Origin of the sequence: Silvanigrella aquatica (assembly GCF_001907975.1) — a bacterium.
Taxonomy (GTDB): domain Bacteria; phylum Bdellovibrionota_B; class Oligoflexia; order Silvanigrellales; family Silvanigrellaceae; genus Silvanigrella; species Silvanigrella aquatica.
This window is the reverse complement of sequence record NZ_CP017834.1, coordinates 619,622-634,498: the sequence shown is the minus strand read 5'-3', so window position 1 is coordinate 634,498 and position 14,877 is coordinate 619,622. Positions and strand designations below refer to the sequence as shown.

The following is a 14,877-nucleotide window of genomic DNA, read 5'->3' as shown; positions in this document are numbered from 1 at the left end:
GACATTTTAAAAATTTAATGACAGAGATTTTTTAATTTGTTAAATATTTATTCTCGAGTATTTCCAAAAAATTATAAAAAATAAATTATTTATAGAAAGGGAGAATCTTATGAAACAATGGGAAATTTGGAAAATGAATCTTGACATGGACATGGAATCTCAGACTGAAATACAAATGTCAGAAGAAAATTTTGATTTTAACTATTGTATTATTATTACAGGACAAAGTTTTTTAGACGCCTTTCATGCCCCCACAATTTTGCCAATCTCTACGAATTTCAGAGAAAGCTATTCTGTCGTTTCTATCGAAGAATCAAAATCTGTGGGACTTTTTTGTGAATCATTTATCATATGTGATCAAATTTTAACTGTTCAAAAAGACGTTTTTATAAAAAAAATAGGTATTGTTCCTGAACATTTAAGATCTAAAATACAAAATAAAATATTTAATTATTTAAATGAATAAAAATCTAAAAAAAACTCAAAGAATGACTACATTGAATTTTTATATGTTTCTTTCGCAAAAAAAGACGCTAAGAATGCAATAAACATGACGACCACAGTAATACAAATAACATAATAATAAGCTCCATGTAACAACACTGATGAGAGCATGGCTGGCGTTAATCCACCGACTATGGCATAGGGAATATTATAGGCTAAGGACAAAGCTTTGGCGCGAATTTTTGTATCAAAAATTTCCGAAAACATTGTACTTGATGAGCCAACATAAATCCCAAATAAAATGGAAAGTAGAATCAAATATAAATAAATATAATTATCATCAATTCCCTGTGAAAAAAAATAGAATAAAGGAGCAAAAGAAATTGTAATGAGAACACTCGTTATCATTATGATTTTTTTTCTACCAAAATAATCAGAAAGAAATCCTCCCAATAAAATACATAGAGCAAAAATAATCATTGCAAATCCATTAATAGATAATGAAAATTCACTTGTTTTCTTTAAATATGTTTCTAAATAAGAAGGATTCCAAATGTATATTAATTGATAAAAATACGAATATCCTATAACTAATAGAACAACTATTCCCACTTTTTTTAAGACATCTTTTTTGAAAACTAACGACATAAACTTTTTAAAATTTATTTTTCCTAATTCTTTTTTCTTTTCTGTATAAACAGAACTTTCTTTTAAAAATAATCTAATTAGAATAACAACCACATTTAATAAAAACCCAATAAAGAAACTGACTCTCCAACCATATGTATAAAGAGCATTATTTTCTTCAAAATAATGTATAATACCTAAAGTGATAAAGGAACTAATTAAAATACCTATAGCCGTACTTGAAGGAACCGTACTGACATACAAACCCCTCCTTTTTTTAGGACTTACTTCTGCGATGTAACACAATGATGTTGTATATTCTCCTGCAATTGAAAATCCCTGTATAAATCTTAAAATGGACAAAATAATGGCAGCATAAAATCCAATTTGTTCGTGAGTAGGTATAAAACAAATAAGTAAACTCGGAATTGCCATTAGTGTTTGTGACCAAACTAATGTTTTGCGCCTTCCAATTTTATCACCTAAGTAACCAAAAAATACAGCTCCTACAGGGCGCGCTAAAAATCCAATTGCAAATATTAAAAACATATAAATAATGCTTTGTTTTTCAGCTACATCCGGAAAAAAAAGCTTTGATAGTACAGGAGTTAAATAGGCATAAGCTAAAAAACTATACCATTCAACAACATTTCCTAATCCACTTCCCAAAACAGTTAAGAAAATATTAGACGATGAATTAAATTTTAAAATACCCATTATCACCCCCAATTAAATAAATTAATATAGGAATTCTAACATCTGCTCATTAATTTAAAAAGCAATGGAATCTTGTTAGGTTGTCAAAACTCAATTAAAAGTTTACACTCCAGCGCAACCTAGAAAGTCGTATATCTCAGTTTCATTTTAAATTCGGGGTTAAAAATGACAAATGAAAATAGTTTTTTAGTTCGAAAAGTAGCGGTTTTAGGTTCTGGTGTTATGGGTTCACAAATTGCAGCACATTTAGCGAATGCGAATGTTGAAGTCGTCTTATTTGATCTGACTGCAAAAGAAGGAGACCCAAATGGAGTTGTACAAAAATCATTAGCATTTTTACAAAAACTAGAACCCACCCCTTTTTCTGTAAAATCTAAAATACATTATGTTACTCCTGCTAATTATGATCATGATTTAAATCAACTTGAAAATTGTGACTTAATTATCGAAGCTATTAGTGAACGAATGGATTGGAAAAAAGATCTCTATGCAAAAGTATGTCCAAAAATTGCGAAACATGCCATTTTTGCAACAAATACTTCTGGTTTATCCATTTATTCTTTAGCAGAAGTATTGCCTTCGCATATGCGAAAGAATTTTTGTGGTATTCACTTTTTTAATCCGCCACGTTATATGACTCTAGTTGAAATCATTCCACATAAAGAAACAGACTCAAAAATTCTCGATCAACTTGAAGAATTTTTAACAACAACATTAGGTAAAGGCGTGATTCGTGCAAAAGACACTCCTAATTTTATTGCCAATCGCATTGGTGTTTTTTCTATGCTTGCAACAATGCATCATACTGAAAAATTTAATTTAGGTTTTGATACTGTCGATGCTCTCACAGGAACTTCCATTGGACGCGCTAAAAGTGCAACCTACCGCACTCTTGATGTCGTAGGTATTGATACCTTAGCTCACGTTATTAAAACCATGAGCGACACTCTTCCAAATGATCCTTGGCAATCTATTTTTAAAGTACCTAATTGGATTCAAGCACTTATTTCTAAAGGCGCTGTTGGACAAAAAGCAGGAGCGGGAGTTTATAAAAAATCGGGTAAAGAAATTCATGTTCTCGATTTGCACATGCAAAATTATCGACTAAGTAAACAAGAAGCCGAACCTGATATTGCTGCAATTTTAAAAATTAAAGACCCCACAGAAAAATTTAAGCAATTAATTAAATCTGACCATCCTCAAGGACAATTTTTATGGGCTACTTTTCGCGATCTTTTCCACTATTGTGCTGTACAACTTGAGGATATTTCGGATAATGCGCGCGATCTTGATCTTGCTATCCGCTGGGGATATGGCTGGTCTATGGGGCCTTTTGAAACGTGGCAAGCATCGGGTTGGAAATTTATAACCGAAGCCATTCAAAATGACATTTCCGCAGGTAAGGCTATTACGAAAACGCCTCTACCAACATGGGTTACGGACAGCAATCGCGTTGCCGTACATTTTGCCGACGGAAGTTATGCCCCTGCTAAAAAAACAAATGAACCCCGAAGAAAGCTTCCTGTTTACTTAAGACAACCCTACCCTGAAAAAGTTTTAGGTGAAAAATATTCTTATGGGGAAACGGTTTTTGAAAATGAAGGAGTGCGTTTATGGAGCGCTGATCGTGACATTGCGATTCTCTCTTTCAAAAGCAAAATGCATGCCATTGGCTCAGATGTTTTAGATGGCGTTATTGAATCCGTAAAAGTAGCGGAACGTAACTTTAAAGGTTTGGTACTTTGGCAAACCGAACCGCCTTTTAGTGCGGGCGCAAACTTAATGCAAGTAACTCAAGCATTACAAAGTAACAATTTTACAATTCTCGAATCCATGGTGAAACGCTTTCAAGAAGCATCCATGGCACTTAAGCACTCCCTCGTGCCCACAGTAGCTGCTGTTCAAGGACTTGCTCTCGGAGGCGGATGTGAATTTGTTATGCATTGTTCAAAAGCTGTTGCCGCACTTGAGACTTATATGGGGCTTGTTGAAGTGGGCGTTGGACTTCTTCCCGCTGGAGGAGGATGTAAAGAATTTACCTTAAGAGCCTGCCGCGAAGCAAAGGGAGGAAATATATTTCCTTTCCTTCAAAGATATTTTGAAAACATTGCTATGGCCAAAGTTTCTCGCAGCGCCGAAGATGCAAAAGAACTGGGCTACTTAAGGCAATCTGACATTATTGTTTTTAATCCTAACGAACTTCTTTATGTGGCCACATCGGAAGCACGAGCTCTATCTGAGTCGGGATATCGTCCTCCTCTCAAATCCAAAGATATTATTGTTACCGGAAAAGGAGGCATTGCGACTTTTAAAGCCGCACTTGTCAATATGCATGTGGGTGGATTTATTTCAGAACATGATTTTGAAATTGGTAAACGTGTCGCCACTATTTTAGGAGGAGGCGAAATTGAGCAAGGACATATGGTAACAGATGAGTGGCTTCTTGAACTTGAATATCGTTACTTTATTGAGTTACTAAAAACAGAAAAAACGCAACAGCGTATCGAGTTCATGTTGAAAAACGGAAAACCATTAAGAAATTAAATAAGGAGTTTTTGAAATGTCAAAACAAATTCAAGATGCTTATATTTGCGCTGCCGTAAGAACTCCTGTAGGAAAGGCTCCTCGCGGCGTATTCAAAGTAACACGCCCTGACGATCTTCTTGCTCACTGCTTAAAAGGTTTGTTACTTCAGGCTCCCGGACTTGACCCCCACGAAATTGGGGATGTAATTACGGGCTGCGCCATGCCCGAGGCAGAACAAGGCATGAACGTGGCGCGCATTTCCTTATTACTTGCCGGCTATCCACACTCTGTACCCGGTATGACAGTAAATCGCTTTTGCTCCTCTGGAATTCAAGCAGTCGCCATGGCTGCCGATCGCATTAAACTAGGTGAAGCCGAAGTCATGGTAGCATCGGGAACAGAAAGCATGAGCCTCATACCAATGATGGGTCATAAAGTTGTTATGAACCCTGCTTTTTTTACAAATGAAAATATAGGTATTGCTTTTGGAATGGGTACTACAGCTGAAAAAGTAGCTGACAAATGGAAAATAACAAGAGAAGCTCAAGATGCTTTTGCACTCGAAAGCCATAGAAGAGCTTGTGAAGCCATTAAGAATGGCGAATTTAAATCGGAAATTTTACCTTATACAATAACAGATGCCGCTCCCGGAAAAATTGGAGAAATCATTACAAATAATAAAGTGATTTCCAATGATGAAGGCCCACGCGCCGAAAGCACTGCCGAAGCTCTTGCCAAATTAAAACCTGTTTTTGCAGCACGCGGTAGCGTTACAGCAGGTAACAGTTCTCAAATGAGTGATGGCGCCGCAGCTATTTTATTAGCAAGTGAAAAAGCAATTAAAAAATACAACCTTGTTCCCTTAGCACGTTTCGTAAGTTTTGCTGTTGCGGGTGTCCCACCAGAAATTATGGGAATTGGTCCTAAAGAAGCAATTCCAAAAGTCTTAAAACAAGCTGGCATTAAGCAAAGTAACATCGATTGGTTTGAATTAAATGAAGCTTTTGCAGCTCAAAGTCTTGCTGTAATTAATGATCTTGGTCTTGATCCCGCAAAAGTAAATCCGCTCGGTGGCGCCATTGCTTTAGGACATCCTCTTGGTGCTACAGGGGCAATACGTGCTGCAACCCTTGTTCATGGCATGAAACGCCATAAATTAAAATACGGCATCGTAACAATGTGCATCGGGACGGGTATGGGCGCTGCAGGATTAATTGAAATGGTTTGATTCTGCAAAATTTGAATTTTAAAATTTCAAAAGTACACTAAGTAAACATTTCCCACCATAGCCACTTCAAAATTCCGATCAGATTTATAAGTTCATTATAATTCATTTTTGAGACTTAAATATGAAAGAATTTATAAATTTCATTTATAAAAACTCTGGAAACAAAATTAATAGATTAAAAATTTTTTTTATATTTAATTTATTCATAAATTTAACATTTATTAATACAGGTTGTGGACAAAAAAATACTGATTCAAATGACTTAATAGGAATGAAAATAAATTCAATAAATAGATCGAATCATACTTCTTTATCCCAAAATTCAAACTCATCAGAAAATATTTTTAAAGAACAGTGGTACTTAAAAAACACAGGTGAATACGAATTTTCAATTTCAACTCCCAAAAAAGGAATTGATTTAAATATTCCCTTTGAAAAAAAATATACAGGCAAAGGTGTTAACGTATTAATTCTAGATACAGGAATTGATTTTTCTCATCCCGATTTGAAAGAGAATATATTAGAAAATTCTTCATTTTTCTTTTCTCCTGAAAAAGATATTCCAGAAATTGTCAGTAGCCATATATTAGCTACAAATGAAAATCATCATGGTACCAATGTGGCTGGGATTATTGGTGCGAAAAAAAATAGTCAAACACAATTTCAAGGAATTGCTCCTGAAGCCAAATTAGCTTCAGCTAACATTATATCCAATAATTTGAAGCGATAAAGTGATTCCTTTTAGTGGACAATATGCTATGAACTTAGGCGTTCATATAGAAGGGTTGTCCCATGGTAAAGAAGAAATCAGTTAAAAGTCAATATTCTCTTGAGTTTAAAAACCAAGTCCTTGAAGTCTTAGAAAATAGCCCTAAAAGCATGGCTCAGATAGCTAGGGAGTTTGAGGTTTCCTACCCCACTCTGAATAGCTGGAAGCGTTCTATTGGCGAAAAGGAAAATTCAAATATAAAGAAAAACTCTGACGAATTGAAAAAGCTAAAGCGAGAATACGAGCTTTTAAAAAAGGAAAATGAAATCCTAAAAAAGGCGGCAAGCTTCTTTGCAAAGCAACTCGATTAAAATACGAGTTTATATTGCTAGAGAAGCTTAATTATCCTATTCTTTTACTTTGCAAAGTAATGTGCGTTTCTAAAAGTGGATTTTATAAATGGCTTGAGTGTAAAGATAAAAATCATCAATTTGAGTTTAGCCTTGAAGAAGAAATAAAAAAAATACATACTTCTTCAAGGGGTACATATGGAAGACGGCGAATTTTATCAACACTTAAAAAGTCATTTATTAAAGTTGGAAAAAAACGAATATCCAAGATTATGAAGAAACTAAATCTGAATGGGGTCGGCAAACCTAAATTTAAAACAACAACAAAGGTTGATAGGCAAGCGATACATTTTCCGAATTTAATTTCAGGGGATTTTACTTCCTATAAGCCCAACGAACTTTGGACCAGCGATATTACTTATATTCCAACGAAAGAGGGCTGGGTTTATTTGTGCATAATATTGGATACTTTTTCAAGAGCAATAATTGGTTGGAGCATGCAAGATAATCTAAAAAGAGAAATTGTTTTGAATTCACTAAACATGGCATACAAAAAAAGATCTCATTTTCCAAATGGAATAATTTTTCATAGTGACAAAGGATCACAATATTCAAGTAAAGAAGTTAGAAAATATTTAAAATTAAATCATTTTCATCAAAGCATGAGCAATAGCTGCTATGAGAATTCTATTACAGAAACATTTTTTTCCACTCTAAAAAAAGAATTGGTACATCGATGCAATTTTCTTACTAGAAAAGAAGCAAAATCTTCGATTATAGAATATATTGAGGTGTTTTATAATCGAATTCGTGCGCACTCTGCCCTTGATTATCTTGCACCATTAGAGTATGAAAAAAATTATGAAATTTAACCGTCCACTTTTCGGGGATCACACCACGAAGAGAAATTTCTATGACAGATATGTACTTAAAAACTTATGACTTAGCAAAATCAAAAAATATACAAATAGTTAATATAAGCATAAGCGATGAAGAAAATAAATTTTCATTTTTTTATAACCCACAAGATAATATACGTTTAACTAATAAAATTAATAGCTTCCAAAAGCAAAATAATAATGGTTTTATTATTGTAAAATCGGCTGGAAATCACACTTGCAATCTCAGTTATGCTTTAAAAATAGCTAATAAAATGCCAGAAAAAAATAAAGATGAATTTTTTGATTTGTATCAAAATAAATCGACAGAAAAAATTTTATCGAAGTTATTACAATACAAGGAAATTTTCAAAGCTATTCGAGCGCACTTATCTGTATTTAGTTATGATAATTCATTCGTAAATGAAATAATCGTAGCTTCTTTAAGTGCAAGCGGAATTACGAGCTCATATTCAAGTATAGGTTCAAATTTATGGATAACTGGTATTGGCGGAGGCGATAGCAGTACTTTAAAAAGTGATGGTATATTTAGATTAGCTCAAGAAGAACATGCTGACGCTCCAAGGCTATTAACTACGAAAATATTTGGAAGAAAATTTAATCCATCTATAACTGAATTTGATGAGAATTTATCTTCAGAATATTCTAAAAATAGTTATACCACTGAGTTTCAGGGAACCTCTGCCGCAGCACCAACTGTGAGCGGAATTATCGCCCTTCTGCTGCAAGCAAATCCTAATTTAAGCTCACGAGACATAAAATATATTTTAGCCAAAACAGCTAATAATGCAAAAATTTTACCCGATCCTTTGCCGAGTTGTATTAAAATTCTTGCAAAGCTTAATATTTTTCATCCTGACTTTATAAAACCTTGGAATACAGAATGGATTAAGAATAAAGCGGGTTTTTATTTTCATAATTTTTATGGATTTGGCCTGATTGATGCCTCAAAAGCTATTGAAATTGCTGAAAACTACAAATCTACTTTTAATGATAAACCGTCCATAGAATATTTATACAAATCAGAATCTTTAAAAAAATTAAAAAAAATTTCTCCTGGTGAAAGTTTAATCCATAAAATTAATTCGCTTAAAAATATCATCATTGAAGCTGTTTATGTGATCCCTTATATTGATGCTCCAAGAGCCGATAGTTTAGCAATTGAAATTCAATCACCCGAAATGACTAACAGTATAATTTTATATCCCGGAAATTCCTTTATCAAACTTAAAAAGAATGAAAAAAAAATTAAAAATATGAAATATAAACTTAATCATTACAAAGAAAACGACAACAATAATCTAGGATCTTATTTGACAAATGCTTTTTATGGTGAAAAATCAGGTGGAGATTGGTCTATTAAAATTACAAATTATGATAAAAAAGAAAATGTAAAGTTAAATGGTTGGAAATTGAAAATTATTGGTTATGAAGAATAGAATTAACGAACACACTACAATTCATCCCATCTTGTTATAAAACGTTGCGATCTGTAAAAACTTTTGGTTTCCCAATGTCTATTTTCAAACATATCTGCAAATTATATAGATAATTTACCATGAACTGCATTAATTTTATCGCATGTTTGAATAATTGAATTTTCTCGTTGTAAGTTCCATAGATCAAACAGATGAGAAGGTAGTAAAGATTTATTTTGTAAGTCGAAAAGAATAATAACACATTTTTTATATTCTTTATTGGGTATAAAAAAACATATCAACCTCCGAAAAATCATACAAATATATGGCCAAAAAATATTCATCAATTAAAATTTTTATTTGTTTGATTTTTTATAAATTATATATTGAATAAATAATTTATATCATTTTTAATAAATTAAAATATCAAATTAAAAATGCCATAATTCCTTTAGAGAGAACATTGGAAGAGTTCAAGGAAATTTTACAGGCTTCAAAAATAACTAATGAATCACTATTGATTATTATAAAAAATGAAAATAAAATGAATGAATATTCTTTAAATTTTCAATATTTTTCCGCGAAGAAATTACTGGATAAAATTAGAATTGATTGTAAAAATGAGCTAGATGAAATAAATAAAAGTCAGATAGATAAGCAATATTTAAAATCATCCATCGACAGAATAAATTTATTATGCCAGGCATCAGAGGAGCATTTTATTTTTTTAAATTCACTGGATATTCCTAAATCTGAATTCGTTGCCAATTATTTTCAACTGGTAAATAGTAATATAAATTTAAATTGCAAAAAAAATAACTATAATGACAATTCTGAATGTAATAAGTTTGCAATCTTGAAATCTATTAATACTGAAAATTTAAAAGACCTACCTGATTCAAAATTGGAGTTTATTGAATCTCAACTAGGAAAAATTTATGAGGAATATAAAAAATGAAAATTTTTAAATTTTTGAAATCCATTGTTTTTTATTTTTCTACTTTGATAACATTATTATCGATAAATTCATATGCAGGAACATGCTCAGATGATTTTATTGAGCATAGAAAACAGCCTATTCCATTTATTTCTTTTCCCATGAAGGATCCCGATATAGGACGATCGTTGTTACCTAACGAATTAGTACATTTAACAGATAGAACAGGGAAAAATTATCAAGTAAGAGCTGTTGATTTTTTTAATCAAATTAATTCCATGGAGTATTCTCTAAACCAATGGGGATATTCTTTAAAAGATCCTGATGGAAGTTATAATTTGAGCACTCTTGATATCTGTTCCAAACTTTTGGAAAACCAAGAAGAAGCTATTCAAAATGGATTGATTAACGACCCAGCTAATAAAATGCTAACATATGAAGAGTGGAAAAAGAAAATTGAAGATGCTTACCATGTTTATCAATCCGCAATTCCAAGTTACACAGATCTTATAAGATATGGTGACACTGCAAAATTCGATGATTTTATCACAACTGTAAAAGCATTTGATGTCCCTAGACCCATCATTAAAAAACCGTAATTAAAAAACTTTCAAAAAGAAAAAAATTGGTCATTTGAAAACGAACAAAAATCAAAATTCTTTATTGCCGGATATGCAGGATATCATATTTCTGCAGGAACGTCAGGAGTTTTTAGCAAGGCGCAAGCAGGTTTAAACGGAGCTATTTTAGGAGAGTGTGGGAAGGTAACATTGCCGATGCCAATGCCATAGCTAATTCACCTAGTGCTGAAAATGGAAAAATAGTCGTAACGGCAAATGTTCTTGGCAAAACGCTATTTGCTTTCAATCAAAATATAGGAAAACTTGGATATAAAGATGAGAAAACATTATTCAACACACCTATTCAATATGAAGCAAACACTAGATTTTCAATTGGACCCATTCCAGTGCGTTTAGCAGCGGGAATTCGGGGAAATAATGTTATGAAATGGGGAATAGAAATAGTTCCTTTAGAGCTCCAAACATATTTGCAGCATTATGCAGGAATTGATGCCTATGCTTCAGCTGCTGTTGATGTCGCCGTAGCAGGAACAGGAGTCACGGGACGCCTGCTTCTAATTTCTGCTAATACACAAATTTCTGCAGGAGCTCTTGTTGCATTTGCAGATCATCCTTCCATAAAATTACAACTTGTTGGAACAACAAATCTTGAAGCTTTAAATGGTGATTTAAGAGTATTTGTATACGCCTATTTACCATCATGGAGATTTTGGCGTGGCTTTTTAGAAAGAAAAGAATGGTCAACAAGTCTCGCTTCCTTTAAGGGTTATCGCTACACAGGAAATATTTTTAGTATTCGAGGCAATTTAAAAATTCCTAAAAATGCCCCTAGCAAAATTGAATAAAAATATTTTTTTGTTCAAATATAATGCAAAATAAATTGAAAGAAATTTGATAAATGTATTTTTATAAATAGTTCCTTATTTATTGCAAATAAATTTACTCCTCTAAATTTCTTAAAAGAGTAATCTGTATTTTAGAGTTTATTTGATCAATTTAAATTATGGCTCTTGCTATTTGCATCGCTGAAATACAAATAATACCAAACATTAAATGGCACATTACTTTAGATGGGCTTTTTACCATTATTGAATTTCCACCGTAACTATCTTTTAGAAGCGCATTTGTTCTTTCTGCTCCTGCTCTAAACTTATAGCGTTCAGATTTTGGAGGGTCGAATTCAATTTTTTCTCCTCTGCGAGGATTATGCTCAATAACATGAACTTTTCCTCTCGCAATAATATCTTCTTTTATTATGCTAGAATCATATGCTGAATCCATAAGGGTATATAAGCTCGATATTCTATTACCAGTGATCATTTCAAGTGGTAAAGAAACATTGTTGTCATGAACCGAGGCTGAAGTTAATAAACAGCTTATTGGAATTCCATAATCCCCTGTATCGATATGCAATTTATAGCCAATCCATGAATAACTATAGCCTTTAGAATTTTTTTTAGATCCAATATTGCAATTTACAGGTAACTCCAAAAGCATTTCATTTAAATTTTTATTTTTTTGCTTTTCTAAAATTGAAGGTTCCTTTTTTAGAATGAATTCACCTTTGCGAGGCCGCCCTCTTGCCCGTTTCTTTAATTCAATTTTTGCTTCTTTTTTCTCTGGCTTTTCTCTCACTTCAATGGCGGTTGAATCCCTGGAAATATGGTGAACCAGAACTCCCTTATGATATTTTTTTATTATTACTTCATGTATTTTTTCAGCCAATTTTGTTTTAGAAAACTCCTTAAAAGCATTGCTAAATGAGGCTTCGCAAGGGAGTTTATTTTTGTTAATAAAACCACAAATTCTTCTCAAAACAATATCTACTTTTAATCGATCAATTAATGAAACTGTAGTTGGTAAATTTAATACTGATTTTGCAATAAATGCTTTTGCAAAACATTCTCTATCCAAAGATGGACGACCTCTTCCAGGACAGGAAGCGTAATCATTAAAAAAATCAGCAATCTTAATTGTATCCAAAATCAGCATCAGCTCAAGATGGCTTTCTGTAGGATTACCAAGATAAATCTCTGGTTCCGGAAATAATTTGTCTTTAAATCTTTGCCAATATTTAGAAATCGTGATATCCATGCAATGTTTCTCCTGCATTAATTTGTTTACGCAAAACTATAATTAACACAGAAGAAACACCTTTTCGCTTTTCTAGCGAAGAAAATTACTCATCCACTGAATTTTTAAATTGCCTCATTCAATATAAATTAAAAGGCATAAGTGAATATTCATTATACAATCAAAATAAACAGGAGTATAATACATCCTTTATAGAAAAGGATTCCTCCGAAACTGTTATACTCTCTGCTTTAGAAGCCTTGTCTTATCGCAAACCCAATCAAGATATTATAAGTATTGAAAAAAAAATATTACACTCACATCCTTCAGAAACATTAAGAATGCAATCACTTAAAAATTTATCTCTAACAGGAATTAAAGAGGAAATAGAGTATGCTGCGCAAAATGACTCCTCAAAAGCAGTGCGTGATTTTGCTAAAAACCTCTTAGTACGTTACGAAATAAATCTGTAATCATAAAATCATCACACTAGCTTAAACTAGGTATTGTAGATACCTAGTGATCATCTTTTAAAAGGTGAATTCTAAATTATTTTATCTTTTCTTTATTCAATTTAACCCCTTAATTATCAAACATTTATGCTAAATAAAAGCAATGGCATAAATATTGCTTAAATTTAATTAATAGTATGTTTTGACGATATGTAATATAAGTGGGGTTACTTATGAAAAAAAAGACCTTTTTAATATTCTTAAATGCAGTTGTTTTTATATTCTTCTTACTTTCATTCACATCTTCACAAGCAGCTGATTATTATATTTCATGTTATTACTATGACTCAAATCAAGGAAAAGACAGTAAAAATCCTTCATTAATGAGACCGAGTACAATTTTTCCAGGTGCAAGTTCTAATTTTTATTGGGCAATTGATGACGACTCTCAAAAATACACCAAACTCAGCGGTTTTATTGAGGATGGATTTTTCCTCGAATTGCGTCTCAACCAAAAAGAAGTCGTGCAAAAATGCAATCATGCTATTGAAGTAGGGACTGTTATTTGGAGAACAAAACCCACCTTTAAACTTTATGACATAAAGGCTTCACGCTCAAATTATGATGGATTTGAATATCCCATTCGATTCGTAAAAGATGACAACAATAAATCCGCAATTAAACAAATTGTTGTTTTTGGAGATAGCTTGTCTGATACAGGAAATTTAAAACGCTGGACAAAGGTTATGCCTTACTTTCCTTTCTGGTTTGGACGATTTTCTGACGGATTTATTTGGAATGACTATTTAAATAAATTAACAAATATTCCCATATTAAATTTCTCCTATGGTGGTGCAAAAACAGAAGGATCTAATAATTTTTATGTCAAAGATTATACGGATTACATTTTATCTTCTGGTAGAAATATCGTAACAGGAAGCTCAAAAGATTATATTAATAATTATATTAATAATTATTTAACCGCTAATTCTTATCAAACAAAAACGTATAATATAACCCGCCCTAAGGATACTCTATATATTATTTGGATTGGCGCAAATGATTACATATCTACCTTAACAACAGAACAATTTACTGAAGATTTTTTTGATTATCCTGACAGTATTGGTGGCTCAAATACAGTTTCAAAAAGGGCGGTAGATAATATTATCGATCAAATTGAAATTTTGCAACAGCGAGGAGCTTATCACTTTTTAGTGCTAAACTTACCTGACTTTGGTAAAACCCCCCTAGTTATGGATATGTTTTATAATAAACACAACTCGGACATGCCCGATCGCGCCGAATTTGCCTCAAAAATATCAAATGTTATTCAAAATTATAATAAATATCTTGATACTGGAATTAAAAAACTAAAGAGAAATTTAGATGATGAAATTGATATCACTTATCTTGATTTAGGATCAAATTTTGATTTATTATTATCTGGAAAAAATTTGTATACAAATGAAAATTTTGACTATGGTTTTTCATTATTGAACTCAAAATATCCTATAGAAGGAAGTGACAATAAATTTATTCAAAATTATTGTTACAAAGCAGGATATTTAAAAGCCTCTAAACTCATTTTAAGCAGTGATAAAAGCGCGAACGATTTTGCTTTAAAAAATAGTTGCCAAACACCAGATGGCAAAATAAATAAATTTGCTATTTTTTGGAACTCACCCCATCCCACAAGTTATACGCACTGCTGGATTTCCTATGTCGTTCAAAAAAAACTGGAAGGGGTCGATCTGATAAAGAAACTAGATATATCTATAGATGATATGAAAAAATACTGTACTACCAGTGTTCAATAACTTTTAATTAAAAAATAAAATAAACATATTGAGTCCCTTGATTATCAAGAGACTCAATATGTTATTATTAAAAAAATATATGAAATCTTAAAAGAA

The 14,877-nt window shown here is 32.1% G+C and carries 14 protein-coding genes; 12 read left to right on the top strand and 2 right to left on the bottom strand.

Features of this window, described 5'->3' with window-relative positions:
- Nucleotides 1-109 precede the first annotated feature (109 nt).
- Nucleotides 110-466 carry a type II toxin-antitoxin system PemK/MazF family toxin gene (locus AXG55_RS02740; RefSeq protein ID WP_148696609.1) on the top strand — a complete coding sequence of 119 codons (357 nt, stop codon included), beginning with the start codon at nucleotides 110-112 and terminating at the stop codon, nucleotides 464-466.
- 26 nt (nucleotides 467-492) lie between these two features.
- Here AXG55_RS02740 and AXG55_RS02735 read toward each other — a convergent pair whose 3' ends face one another.
- A complete protein-coding gene (locus tag AXG55_RS02735) occupies nucleotides 493-1,788 on the bottom strand; it encodes an MFS transporter (protein WP_148696608.1) in 1,296 nt (431 codons plus the stop codon).
- A 165-nt stretch (nucleotides 1,789-1,953) separates the two neighbouring features.
- On the opposite strand from AXG55_RS02735, the gene AXG55_RS02730 reads away from it, so the two are divergent.
- The 9 genes from AXG55_RS02730 (at nucleotide 1,954) to AXG55_RS02690 (ending at nucleotide 11,281) form a co-directional block, all read left to right on the top strand.
- Nucleotides 1,954-4,332 carry a 3-hydroxyacyl-CoA dehydrogenase/enoyl-CoA hydratase family protein gene (locus tag AXG55_RS02730; protein WP_148696607.1) on the top strand — a complete coding sequence of 793 codons (2,379 nt, stop codon included), beginning with the start codon at nucleotides 1,954-1,956 and terminating at the stop codon, nucleotides 4,330-4,332.
- A gap of 16 nt (nucleotides 4,333-4,348) precedes the next feature.
- On the top strand, nucleotides 4,349-5,542 hold the full coding sequence (locus tag AXG55_RS02725; protein WP_148696606.1) for an acetyl-CoA C-acyltransferase: 1,194 nt from the start codon (nucleotides 4,349-4,351) through the stop codon (nucleotides 5,540-5,542).
- A gap of 121 nt (nucleotides 5,543-5,663) precedes the next feature.
- Nucleotides 5,664-6,272 carry a S8 family serine peptidase gene (locus tag AXG55_RS02720; protein ID WP_148696605.1) on the top strand — a complete coding sequence of 203 codons (609 nt, stop codon included), beginning with the start codon at nucleotides 5,664-5,666 and terminating at the stop codon, nucleotides 6,270-6,272.
- Between the two features lie 62 nt (nucleotides 6,273-6,334).
- Nucleotides 6,335-6,622 carry a transposase gene (locus AXG55_RS02715; RefSeq protein ID WP_148696238.1) on the top strand — a complete coding sequence of 96 codons (288 nt, stop codon included), beginning with the start codon at nucleotides 6,335-6,337 and terminating at the stop codon, nucleotides 6,620-6,622.
- Nucleotides 6,623-6,636: 14 nt separating this feature from the next.
- A complete protein-coding gene (locus AXG55_RS02710) occupies nucleotides 6,637-7,473 on the top strand; it encodes an IS3 family transposase (RefSeq protein WP_148696237.1) in 837 nt (278 codons plus the stop codon).
- Nucleotides 7,474-7,514: 41 nt separating this feature from the next.
- Nucleotides 7,515-8,939, top strand: a complete 1,425-nt coding sequence (locus AXG55_RS02705; RefSeq protein ID WP_148696604.1) for a S8 family serine peptidase — start codon at nucleotides 7,515-7,517, stop codon at nucleotides 8,937-8,939.
- A 442-nt stretch (nucleotides 8,940-9,381) separates the two neighbouring features.
- Nucleotides 9,382-9,876, top strand: a complete 495-nt coding sequence (locus AXG55_RS02700; protein ID WP_148696603.1) for a hypothetical protein — start codon at nucleotides 9,382-9,384, stop codon at nucleotides 9,874-9,876.
- Nucleotides 9,873-10,454: a hypothetical protein gene (locus AXG55_RS02695; protein WP_148696602.1), complete on the top strand. Its 582-nt coding sequence runs from the start codon at nucleotides 9,873-9,875 to the stop codon at nucleotides 10,452-10,454. Before AXG55_RS02700 ends, AXG55_RS02695 begins: the two co-directional genes overlap by 4 nt.
- Before the next feature lie 155 nt (nucleotides 10,455-10,609).
- Entirely contained in the window at nucleotides 10,610-11,281 is a 672-nt protein-coding gene (locus AXG55_RS02690; protein WP_148696601.1) for a hypothetical protein, read from the top strand.
- Nucleotides 11,282-11,432: 151 nt separating this feature from the next.
- Here AXG55_RS02690 and AXG55_RS02685 read toward each other — a convergent pair whose 3' ends face one another.
- The gene (locus AXG55_RS02685) at nucleotides 11,433-12,530 is read right to left on the bottom strand and encodes a transposase (RefSeq protein WP_233231089.1); all 1,098 of its coding nucleotides are present in this window, start codon (nucleotides 12,528-12,530) and stop codon (nucleotides 11,433-11,435) included.
- A 239-nt stretch (nucleotides 12,531-12,769) separates the two neighbouring features.
- Between AXG55_RS02685 and AXG55_RS02680 the strand changes: the two genes are divergently transcribed.
- Nucleotides 12,770-12,982: a hypothetical protein gene (locus tag AXG55_RS02680; protein WP_148696600.1), complete on the top strand. Its 213-nt coding sequence runs from the start codon at nucleotides 12,770-12,772 to the stop codon at nucleotides 12,980-12,982.
- 212 nt (nucleotides 12,983-13,194) lie between these two features.
- Nucleotides 13,195-14,781: an SGNH/GDSL hydrolase family protein gene (locus AXG55_RS02675; RefSeq protein ID WP_148696599.1), complete on the top strand. Its 1,587-nt coding sequence runs from the start codon at nucleotides 13,195-13,197 to the stop codon at nucleotides 14,779-14,781.
- Nucleotides 14,782-14,877 lie beyond the last annotated feature (96 nt).

Coding starts and splice junctions, on each gene's coding strand:
- AXG55_RS02730 (WP_148696607.1), top strand. CDS start 1,954: ATGACAAATGAAAATAGTTTTTTAGTTCGAAAAGTAGCGGTTTTAGGT.
- AXG55_RS02715 (WP_148696238.1), top strand. CDS start 6,335: ATGGTAAAGAAGAAATCAGTTAAAAGTCAATATTCTCTTGAGTTTAAA.
- AXG55_RS02725 (WP_148696606.1), top strand. CDS start 4,349: ATGTCAAAACAAATTCAAGATGCTTATATTTGCGCTGCCGTAAGAACT.
- AXG55_RS02675 (WP_148696599.1), top strand. CDS start 13,195: ATGAAAAAAAAGACCTTTTTAATATTCTTAAATGCAGTTGTTTTTATA.
- AXG55_RS02705 (WP_148696604.1), top strand. CDS start 7,515: ATGACAGATATGTACTTAAAAACTTATGACTTAGCAAAATCAAAAAAT.
- AXG55_RS02720 (WP_148696605.1), top strand. CDS start 5,664: ATGAAAGAATTTATAAATTTCATTTATAAAAACTCTGGAAACAAAATT.
- AXG55_RS02695 (WP_148696602.1), top strand. CDS start 9,873: ATGAAAATTTTTAAATTTTTGAAATCCATTGTTTTTTATTTTTCTACT.
- AXG55_RS02740 (WP_148696609.1), top strand. CDS start 110: ATGAAACAATGGGAAATTTGGAAAATGAATCTTGACATGGACATGGAA.
- AXG55_RS02735 (WP_148696608.1), bottom strand. CDS start 1,788: ATGGGTATTTTAAAATTTAATTCATCGTCTAATATTTTCTTAACTGTT.
- AXG55_RS02685 (WP_233231089.1), bottom strand. CDS start 12,530: ATGGATATCACGATTTCTAAATATTGGCAAAGATTTAAAGACAAATTA.